Source organism: Enterobacter cloacae complex sp. P16RS2 (genome assembly GCF_014982155.1).
GTDB lineage: Bacteria > Pseudomonadota > Gammaproteobacteria > Enterobacterales > Enterobacteriaceae > Enterobacter > Enterobacter cloacae_M.
The window spans coordinates 1-7,336 of the sequence record NZ_JADCKW010000041.1; the positions used below are offsets into that span (position 1 = coordinate 1).

Genomic DNA, 7,336 nt, shown 5'->3' on the forward strand with positions numbered 1-7,336 from the left:
CATTACTCAACTTTGTATTTTTCAAAAAATCTTCACGGCTGAAGCAAGATTCTAAAATCGCATTTTTGATGGCTCTGCTGACGTTACAAGTCAATTAAGAGGTTTCTTTCGTTTTATGTTTAGGATACTCGTTACTTAGTGAATAAGAAACTCATATTGTTTCGCATCCAAACACCTACGGCATCACATCGATCTACAGCATCTACATAGTTCAGCAATAGCGAATAATCAATGATTGTAAGATCTTCTTTAGTCTGCTGAAAACGGATCTCACCATCTTTAACACTAATTACGAAAGATGGTGTGTAATAGAATTTAGCACCATCAACATTTTCAATGATCACCTCACTGATTAACTTTTGTTCTTTCTTCTTATTCTCTATAAAAAGGACATGCCTTTTCAGCTCGTTCTGCTTGTAGATAATGTCAATTGTGTAAAAATTGCCGTTACGCTTTAGACGAATATTAGAAACAATCTTGTTAAGTTCATTCTCATAACGTGTGCGTATGTCGACGTTATTCACATTATATAATTCAGTAACGTTAACATCCTGTAGTACTGGTAAATCTACTTGTACTGTAGCTAATGAAGCCTGACGTGCTAATAACTGTTCTAATTCTAACTTGGCATCATCCAATTCTTCCCGCATTTCAAAAGAGACAGCTTTACCAGCACTTTTACGCCGTTCAATACCATTTTCATAGTTAGTGATCTGATCCTTAACTTGATCAATTTGAATACGTATCACTTCAATTTCAGGATTGAATTCCTGTTCTTTAATCACAGTGTTTAGATCCATGCCTAATAAATGCTCTACTACAAAATGCTCTACTGTTTCATAGGTCATAGCTTTATTTTCGCAAAGTCCATCACGTTCATTGAGGCAACGAATGTATCTATATTCCTCGATTTTTGGATCGCCTTTCTTTGGTGTACGTTTAGCACGAACCACATTATGATACATTGGCCCGCCGCATTCAGTACAACGAGCGATACCACTAAACAAATTACTTTTAATCAGTACTTCTTCCTGTCCGTCTTTCTTCACGGTAACACGTCCAGCATTAGGACGACGAGACTTTAGCAATTCCTGTACTAATTCAAATTCATCTTCACTAATTACTACAGGGTACACGTCCATATCGTACTTTTTCTGAGTTACTGGATTTTCAATATCATCATGGTTACGGATGATTTCTGAAATGAAAATCTTACCAGTTACACGGCGATTAGTAAGAATTTTATGTACAAGCTCACCAGTCCACGGACGATTAAATTTATATTGCTCACCTTCTTTCGTTTGAAGTTGTTTAGCAATCGTGGGGCATCCCATGCCAGTTTGATAAAGAGCAAATATCTCTTTAACTACTGCCGCTTTATGATTAAGCACATACTTATCATTTTCTACTTCGATCCATTGAGGACGTTTATTAGTTACTATAGTACCTTTGTTGAATGCTTGTTCGCGTTTCTTCGCCCACCCTTTACGAATACGATCACTTTTATACTTAGATTCATCATATGCCCGTTGAGCATTCATCATTACAAAAGGTAGATCTTTAGAATTACTACGGCTGATAACTATGTTAGCCATTACATCATGAATAGCTACGTTATGTGCCATTAGAGCATTGATGTAACCCATCACATCAAACGGGTTCTGGCGGCTAAAGCGGTCTATAGATTCCACTACCAATATAGAACTATCCCACATACCATTACGTACTTGTTCCATCCATGCCCCTAACTCACCCTCAGAGATGTTTAAACCCTTAAAGGCTGAGACACCTTGATCCGATAGTACTACTGGGGCTGGATCATCCATTTCCGCACAAATGCCAGTACGCTCTAAGTAGCCTTCTAATAGTTCAGCTTGGCGTGCGATACCTGACCCGTCGAGCTGCTGATCCGAGCTAACACGATGATACACAAATACTTTTTTCATGTTAAACCTTCTAATTTTTGTTTGTATAAGCATAACACATTTGTATGATTATCAGGCAAAAAAGGTTTTAGCCTCCGACCCGCTGCCGGTTCCCCAGGCGCTGCAGCTGATCGATCTGCTGGATGAGCATGCCGTTCACGGACTGATGTATGTGGATAACGCGATGCTGTACGAGCGCCCTACCGGCCACGTGGTGCGCACCAGCAACTGGGCGTTGTCCCTGCCTGAAGCGCAGCGTCCGGTCTTTACCCAGGTTTCCTCCCTGCGTCAGGCCGCCCAGGACGTTGAGGCAATCTGGAAATTCGCCCTGACCGATGAAGACACCACCAAACTGAATACCTTCGCAAAACACGTGGAACAAACGCTGGGTCTGGAGTGCGAATGGTCCTGGCATGACCAGGTGGACATTGCCCGCAAAGGCAACAGCAAAGGCAAGCGCCTGACGCAGTATGTAGAATCTCAGGGCGGGTCGATGCGTGACGTGATCGCCTTCGGCGACAACTACAACGACATCAGCATGCTGGAAGCCGCCGGTACCGGCGTGGCGATGGGCAATGCCGACGACGCGGTAAAAGCCCGCGCCAACGTGGTGATTGGCGACAATACCACCGACAGCATCGCGCAGTACATTTACACCCACCTGCTGTAATCAGGCGGTGATCGAGACGCTCTTAATTTGCGCGTAAAGCCACAGGCCGGGTTTGATCCCTAACTCATCCCTCGCCCACGGGCTGATGCGCGCCCAGAGCGTCCTGCTGCCGACTTCAAGCTTCACTTCCACCTGCCCGTTATCATCAAAACACTCCGCCACTTTGGCGCGCAGAATATTTCGAATACTGGTTTGCAGCGGCGGCTGCAGCACCAGCGAGACGTCCGACGCCTGGATGCGAATGCGCAGCGCGGACTGTAGCGGTTTGTCGATCTTATTGACCCACAGATGCTGGTCGCCCAGCGCCAGGGCGGTCATTGCGTAGTGCGGATGATGTTCCAGAACGCTCACTTTAAGAATGCTGCTCTGCTGTTCCCTGGGTAACCACGGGTGCATTACGCTGCTGCCCCACACCTCTTCCAGGTTGCCGAAGGCCTTCACGCTACCCTCTTCCAGCACCAGCACCCTGTCGGCGAGATGCAGGATCTCATCCAGCGAATGACTAACGTAGAGCATCGGAATATTAATTTCGCGCGTCAGGCGCTGCAGGTAGGGCAGGAGCTCACGTTTGCGCGGAATATCCAGCGAGGCCAGCGGTTCGTCGAGCAGCAGCAGTTCGGGGGCGGTCAGCAACGCGCGGCCAATGGCCACGCGCTGTTTTTCTCCGCCGGAGAGCGACGATGGCAGCCTGTCGAGCAGAGGTTCAATGCCTAAAAGCGTCACCAGCTTATCAAACTGCCCGGCCATGCTTTTCGCTATGCCGTAACGCAGGTTGCCGCGCACGCTGTAGTGCGGGAACAGGCGCGCGTCCTGGAAAACATAGCCGATGCGGCGTTTATCCGGCGAGAGGTAAATTTTGTTCTCCACGTCATTCAGGACGCGGTCATTCAGGACAATACGGCCAGACTGCGGGCGGGTCAGGCCGCTGATGGCATTAATCAGCGACGTTTTTCCCGCCCCCGACACGCCAAAGATGGCGGTGATTCCGCTTGCCGGCAGCGTCTCGTTAAGCGTCAGGGTATGGTTTCCCAGCGTCTGGGTGAAATGGAGTTCCAGCATGCTCATTTCCCCATCCGCTGGCGGCTGAGCCGCGCCAGCCATTCAGACACCATTAGCGATGCCAGCGCCAGCACAATTGAAATAATACACAGCCGCGCCGCCGCGCCTTCACCGCCCGGCGTTTGAATCAGAGTATACATTGCCGACGGGATGGTTCGCGTCTCGCCGGGGATGTTCGACACAAAGGTGATCGTCGCACCAAACTCGCCCAGCGAACGGGCGAAGGCCAGCACCGTCCCGACAATAATGCCCGGCAGCGTGAGCGGAAGCGTGATACTGAAAAAGACGCGCCAGCGCCCTGCGCCCAGCGTGCGGGCCGCCTGTTCGAGCTTCATGTCCACGCCTTCCAGCGCGAGGCGTATCGCCCTCACCATCAGCGGGAATGACATCACCGCCGCCGCCAGTACCGCACCGCGCCAGCTGAACGCAAACGTCAGCCCAAACCAGTCGTAAAGTTTTTCGCCAATAAAACCGCGTCGCCCCATGGAAATTAACAGCAGATAACCGACCACCACGGGCGGCAACACGAGCGGAAGATGAAGCACGCTGTCGAGCAGCGCTTTGCCGGGAAACCGACAGCGAACCAGTAGCCAGGCAAAGAAGATCCCAAAGGGCAAGCTCAGCGCAACCGCCAGGGAAGAGACTTTAAGGCTCAGCAGAACAGCCTGCCATTCAGGATCGGTCAATATCATCAGTGAGTCGTAAATCCATAGCGTTTAAAGATTGCGGACGCCTCCGGCCCTTTCAGGTAATCGCGGAAGGCCGTCACGGCCGCATTTTTATGTCCATCAACAATCGCAACAGGATATTCCACTTTCTTGTGGGAGTCCTCCGGGAACGTTGCGACCACTTTTACCCCTTTACTGGCAACGGCATCAGAGCCATACACAATGCCCAGAGGAGCTTCATTGCGCTCTACCAGCGCCAGCGCACCGCGGACATCTTCCGCCGGGGCCAGCTTCGGTGACAATGTCTCCCATGCACCCAGCTTTTGCAGCGCTTCTTTGGCATAAATCCCGGCCGGAACGTGCTCCGGGTCGCCCACGGCCAGACGGCCACCGTTCAGCAGGCTCGTCCAGTGGGTCTCTTTGTTGATGGTGATGTCCGCCTGCGCGCTGGCTTTTGGCGCCACGACAACCAGGCTATTCCCCAGCAGCGTTTCGCGGGTTGTCGCATCAATCGATTTCTTCTCCGCCGCGTAATCCATCCACTTCTGGTCAGCCGAGATGAACAGATCCGCCGGTGCGCCCGCTTCTATCTGGCGCGCCAGCGTAGAGGAAGAGGCAAACGAGGAGACCACCTCGACGTTTTTCTCTTTTTTATACGCCGCCGCGATGTCCTGCAGCGCGTTGGTCAGCGACGCCGCCGCAAAGACGGTGATTTTACCTTCGTCCGCCAGCGCGTGTCCGGTAAGTGAAAGCGTCAGCGTTGCCCCTGCGAAAAGGCGTACCCATGAACGTGCCATCTGTAACTCCTGTGAGTAGCGTTATATACATATTAATATAACGATAACGTCAGGGAGATCCCAGCGTTTAATCGTACCGCTGAAGGGGTAAACCGGGGTGACGCGTTAAATAATATCGGCGTAGACGGGAAAACCTTGAGAGCAAAACGCCCGGACTCGCCGGGCGTTTTGTAGGGAATCAATGCTGCTTTTTAGCCTGGTCTTTGTGACCAATGTTCGAAAAGACGTTGAACACTTCACCCAGGCCGTAGATGGCACCGAGGATGATGGCCATCACTACTGGTACCATGATCACGGCGAATACCAGACTTTTCAACAACTCTAACATGGTTTTCTCCAGATATTGTGAATGGCTCATTCTACCCTTTCAAGTGAGAAAAACATCCCCTTTTGTGCGGTACCCTTTGCGCCCTGCACCATTTGGGTCACAATACTCTTTTTGCCAGGACACTGTTATGCAGGCCGAAATTCTTCTCACTCTACGACTTCAGCAAAAGCTTTTCGCCGATCCGCGGCGTATCGCCCTGCTTAAACAAATAGAACAAACGGGCTCGATTAGCCAGGGGGCGAAAAACGCGGGCATCAGCTATAAAAGTGCCTGGGACGCCATCAACGAAATGAACACCCTGAGCGAACAACCGCTGGTGGACAGAGCCACAGGCGGCAAAGGCGGCGGCGGTGCGATCGTGACGCGCTATGGCCAGCGCCTTATTCAGCTTTACGATCTGCTGGCCCAGATCCAGCAAAAGGCGTTTGACGCGTTGAGCGACGACGATAACGTTCCGCTGGACAGCTTGCTGGCCGCCATTTCCCGCTTCTCGTTACAAACCAGCGCCCGCAACCAGTGGTTTGGAACGGTGACGGCGCGCGATAATCTCCAGGTACAGCAGCATATTGAGATCCTGCTTGCCGATGGCACCACCCGTCTGAAAGCCGCAATAACGGCGCAGAGCGCAGAGCGCCTGGAGCTTCATGAAGGTAAAGAGGTGCTGGTGCTGCTGAAAGCGCCGTGGGTCAATATCACGCGCGATCCCGACGCCGCAAAGGCGGCCGATAACCAGCTCCAGGGCACAATTAGCCATATCGAACGCGGCCAGGCGCAGTGCGAAGTGCTGATGACCCTTGCAGACGGGCAACCGCTTTGCGCGACGATACCGCTTAGCGAAGCGGACAGTTTAGAAGAAGGTACTGTCGTTACCGCCTGGTTCAACGCAGACCGGGTGATTATCGCCACATTGTGCTGAGCGCATTGACAATCGCGCCGACAGTGCGTATCCCTGATATCTGTTGCTGCAAAAACAGGGATAAACCATGTCATCATTGCATATTTCGCAAGGCACGTTTCGTCTTAGCGATACCCGAACGCTGACGATTGCTGATTTAACGATACGCGCGGGTGAAAGCTGGGCGTTTGTCGGCACTAACGGCAGCGGTAAATCCGCGCTGGCCCGCGCGCTGGCCGGCGAGCTCCCCCTCCTCAAGGGCGAATGCCAGGGCGACTTTACGCGCCTGACGCGCCTGTCATTTGAACAACTGCAAAAGCTGGTAAGCGACGAGTGGCAGCGCAATAACACCGATTTACTCAGCCCTGGCGAAGAAGATACCGGCCGTACGACGGCGGAAATTATTCAGGATGAGGTGAAAGATCCCGCCCGCTGTCAGCGCCTGGCAGAACGGTTCGGCATCACCGCCCTGCTCAACCGGCGCTTCAAATACCTTTCTACCGGCGAGACGCGAAAAACGCTGCTTTGCCAGGCGCTGATGAGCGAACCCGAGCTGCTTATCCTCGACGAACCCTTTGACGGCCTTGACGTGCAGTCCCGTGCGCAGCTGGCGGCCCTGCTGGAGTCGCTTAATCAGCAGGGATATACCCTGGTTTTGGTGCTTAACCGCTTCGATGAAATTCCGGACTTTATTCAGCACGCAGGCGTACTGGCTGACTGTAACCTGACCGAGACCGGTGAAAAAACAGCGCTGCTCAAGCAGGCGCTCATTGCCCAGCTCGCGCACAGTGAACAACTCGACGGAATTACGCTTCCGGAACCTGACGCCCCTTCGGCCCGCCATGCGCTCGATCCCCACCAGCCGCGCATCGTGCTGCGGGATGGGATAGTCTCTTATGACGATCGCCCGATCCTCAACCGTCTAAGCTGGACGGTCAATCCCGGCGAACACTGGCAGATTGTCGGCCCTAACGGCGCGGGGAAATCCACGCTG

Annotated in this window: 7 protein-coding genes and 1 pseudogene; 3 read left to right on the forward strand and 5 right to left on the reverse strand. The window is 52.2% G+C overall.

Features of this window, described 5'->3' with window-relative positions:
- Positions 1 to 131: 131 nt before the first annotated feature.
- A complete protein-coding gene (locus INF68_RS20610) occupies positions 132 to 1,946 on the reverse strand; it encodes a recombinase family protein (RefSeq protein ID WP_164881481.1) in 1,815 nt (604 codons plus the stop codon).
- Between the two features lie 31 nt (positions 1,947 to 1,977).
- Here INF68_RS20610 and INF68_RS20615 point away from each other — a divergent pair.
- Positions 1,978 to 2,595 (forward strand): annotated as a pseudogene (locus tag INF68_RS20615) (pyridoxal phosphatase); the annotation flags it as partial.
- On the opposite strand, the gene modC reads toward INF68_RS20615, so the two are convergent.
- The 4 genes from modC to INF68_RS20635 all read right to left on the reverse strand — a co-directional run bounded on the left by modC (position 2,596) and on the right by INF68_RS20635 (position 5,447).
- The gene (modC, locus tag INF68_RS20620) at positions 2,596 to 3,654 is read right to left on the reverse strand and encodes a molybdenum ABC transporter ATP-binding protein ModC (protein WP_126785932.1); all 1,059 of its coding nucleotides are present in this window, start codon (positions 3,652 to 3,654) and stop codon (positions 2,596 to 2,598) included.
- A 2-nt stretch (positions 3,655 to 3,656) separates the two neighbouring features.
- Positions 3,657 to 4,346 carry a molybdate ABC transporter permease subunit gene (modB, locus tag INF68_RS20625; RefSeq protein WP_126785933.1) on the reverse strand — a complete coding sequence of 230 codons (690 nt, stop codon included), beginning with the start codon at positions 4,344 to 4,346 and terminating at the stop codon, positions 3,657 to 3,659.
- Positions 4,346 to 5,119, reverse strand: coding sequence for a molybdate ABC transporter substrate-binding protein (gene modA, locus INF68_RS20630; protein ID WP_047650615.1), 774 nt, complete (start codon positions 5,117 to 5,119; stop codon positions 4,346 to 4,348). Before modA ends, modB begins: the two co-directional genes overlap by 1 nt.
- A gap of 178 nt (positions 5,120 to 5,297) precedes the next feature.
- Complete coding sequence (locus INF68_RS20635; protein ID WP_023310811.1) at positions 5,298 to 5,447, reverse strand: AcrZ family multidrug efflux pump-associated protein; 150 nt, start codon at positions 5,445 to 5,447, stop codon at positions 5,298 to 5,300.
- 127 nt (positions 5,448 to 5,574) lie between these two features.
- On the opposite strand from INF68_RS20635, the gene modE reads away from it, so the two are divergent.
- Both modE and modF read left to right on the forward strand, forming a co-directional pair.
- Positions 5,575 to 6,363, forward strand: coding sequence for a molybdenum-dependent transcriptional regulator (modE, locus tag INF68_RS20640; protein WP_126785934.1), 789 nt, complete (start codon positions 5,575 to 5,577; stop codon positions 6,361 to 6,363).
- Positions 6,364 to 6,430: 67 nt separating this feature from the next.
- The coding region (gene modF / locus INF68_RS23335; RefSeq protein WP_227412930.1) for a molybdate ABC transporter ATP-binding protein ModF at positions 6,431 to 7,336 on the forward strand (906 nt) is incomplete at its 3' end.

Bases quoted from the DNA above. Each gene is read 5' to 3' on its own strand.
- INF68_RS20610 (WP_164881481.1), bottom strand. From the start codon at position 1,946: ATGAAAAAAGTATTTGTGTATCATCGTGTTAGCTCGGATCAGCAGCTC.
- INF68_RS20635 (WP_023310811.1), bottom strand. From the start codon at position 5,447: ATGTTAGAGTTGTTGAAAAGTCTGGTATTCGCCGTGATCATGGTACCA.
- modB (WP_126785933.1), bottom strand. From the start codon at position 4,346: ATGATATTGACCGATCCTGAATGGCAGGCTGTTCTGCTGAGCCTTAAA.
- modC (WP_126785932.1), bottom strand. From the start codon at position 3,654: ATGCTGGAACTCCATTTCACCCAGACGCTGGGAAACCATACCCTGACG.
- modE (WP_126785934.1), top strand. From the start codon at position 5,575: ATGCAGGCCGAAATTCTTCTCACTCTACGACTTCAGCAAAAGCTTTTC.
- modA (WP_047650615.1), bottom strand. From the start codon at position 5,119: ATGGCACGTTCATGGGTACGCCTTTTCGCAGGGGCAACGCTGACGCTT.